The organism is Jatrophihabitans sp. YIM 134969, assembly GCF_054456675.1.
Map to the genome: position 1 here is coordinate 1 of NZ_JBTJEQ010000104.1, position 1,923 is coordinate 1,923.

Here is a 1,923-nt window from a genome sequence, read left to right on the forward strand (position 1 = left end):
GCCGCCGCCGCGCCGCGGACGCGCCCGATGACCGTCCTGGTCGCCGGCGCGGCCGTGGTCGTGGTCGGGCTCGGCGGCGCGACGTGGCTCGCCCGCGGCGCCCTGCCCGGCGATGCCCTCTACGGCCTCAAGCGCACCGCAGAGGGCGTGGACGTGTCGTTGTCCGGCAGCGACCTGGACAAGGGCCACGCGCTGCTCGTCGGCGCTCAGACCCGGGTTCAGGAAGTACGCGATCTGGTCGGCCGGCCACAGTCCATGGCTCTGGGTGCCCGGACGTCCGCCGCCGGCGGCCTGTCCGACAGCACCGTCAAGCTCGTGGTCAAGACCCTCGAGACGGCCGACACCGACACCCAGAAGGGCGTCACCCTCATCGGCGACGACGCCATCAAGCGCAACGTGTCCGACGGGCTGACGCTCGTTGTCGGATGGGCGCAGGGGCAGCGAGCCCGCATCGACTCCCTGGTCGGCGCCATCCCGGCGCAGGGCGCCGCGCACGACCGGGCCGTGGCGTCGGCCACCAACATCCGCGCGGCGCTGACCCGCGCCGAGCAGTTGCAGAAGGACTACACGAACAAGACCTGCCGCCGCGACCGCGACCAGTTCGGTCCCACGCCGTGCCTGGCGGCGGCGGCCCCGGCCACGCCGGTGACGCCGTCGACCGCTCCGTCCGGGCGGACGACGTCGGCGCCGGCCACCGGTGGCGGCACCCCGGACGTCGGGCCCAGCAGTTCCGCACCGACGAGTGCGGCACCGACCGCGAACTCCGGTGGCACCCCCACCACCTCGACCTCCCGCCCGGGCCGCACCCGGGCGGGTTCGTCGTCCCCGACGCCGTTGCTCTCGGTGGGCACGTGCGGCGCCGTGGTCGCGGGGATCTCGCTCGGCCCCTGCCCTACCAGCTGAGCGACCCACCAGCTGAGCGACCCACCAGCTGAGCGACCCGCGGCGGACCAGGTCCGGCTGAGACCGGCGCTCAGCCACGCGCGATAGGTTCGCGCGGTGACCGGGGCCGACGAGAGCGACGCTCCGACCGGTCGGGCCGCGGCCTTCTTCGACTGCGACAACACGATGATGGTCGGCGCGTCGATCTACTACCTCGCGCGTGGCCTCGCCGCCCGGAAGTACTTCACCACCAAGGACCTCCGCCGGTTCGCCTGGCAGCAGGTCCGGTTCCGCGTCGGCGGCGAGTCGCACGACGACATGCACAACGCGCGCGACAACGCGCTGGCGTTCGTCGCCGGGAAGTCGGTCCGCGAGATCGAGGAACTCGGCGAGGAGATCTACGACGAGGCGATGGCCGACAAGATCTACTCCGGCACCCTCGCCCTGGCCCGCGCCCACCTCGACCGCGACGAACCCGTCTACCTGGTGACCGCCACCCCTGCCGACCTCGCGCGGGTCATCGCCGACCGGCTGGGACTCACCGGAGCGCTCGGCACGGTGGCCGAGAGCGAGGGCGACGTCTACACCGGCCGGCTGGTCAGCGACGTCCTGCACGGTGAGGCCAAGGCCGAGGCGGTCACGGCGCTGGCGTTGCAGGAGGGGTTCGACCTCGCGGCGTGCTCGGCCTACTCGGACTCGATCAACGACCTGCCGATGCTCTCGGCCGTCGGGCACCCGGTGGCGGTCAACCCCGACTCGGCACTGCGCGACGAAGCCCGCAGACGGGGCTGGGAGATCCGCGACTTCCGCTCCGGCCGCAAGGCCGTGCGGGTCGGCCTGGTCACCGGCCTCGGGGTCGGGCTCGCCGCCGGCGCGGTCGGGACGACGGTGGCCCTGCGCCGTCGGGCCGGCGCCGGGACCGTGCTGGGGGCGGTCGTCCGCGTCATGGACCACCTCGGGATCGACAAGGCGCCGTGCGTCGGCACGTCGATGGGCGCCACCACCTGCCTCGACCTCGCGTTGCAGCATCCCCACCGTGTC

The 1,923-nt window shown here is 73.7% G+C and carries 2 protein-coding genes and 1 pseudogene; all 3 read left to right on the top strand.

Going from position 1 to position 1,923, the window contains the following annotated elements; translation table 11 throughout:
* A partial coding sequence (locus ACXR2U_RS24020; RefSeq protein WP_458827618.1) for a DUF5667 domain-containing protein occupies nucleotides 1-903 on the top strand: 903 nt, incomplete at its 5' end.
* Nucleotides 904-1,026: 123 nt separating this feature from the next.
* Nucleotides 1,027-1,788, top strand: a pseudogene (locus ACXR2U_RS24025) (HAD family hydrolase); the annotation flags it as partial.
* Between the two features lie 15 nt (nucleotides 1,789-1,803).
* Nucleotides 1,804-1,923 (top strand): alpha/beta fold hydrolase (locus ACXR2U_RS24030; protein WP_458827619.1); only part of this gene is annotated, 120 nt, incomplete at its 3' end.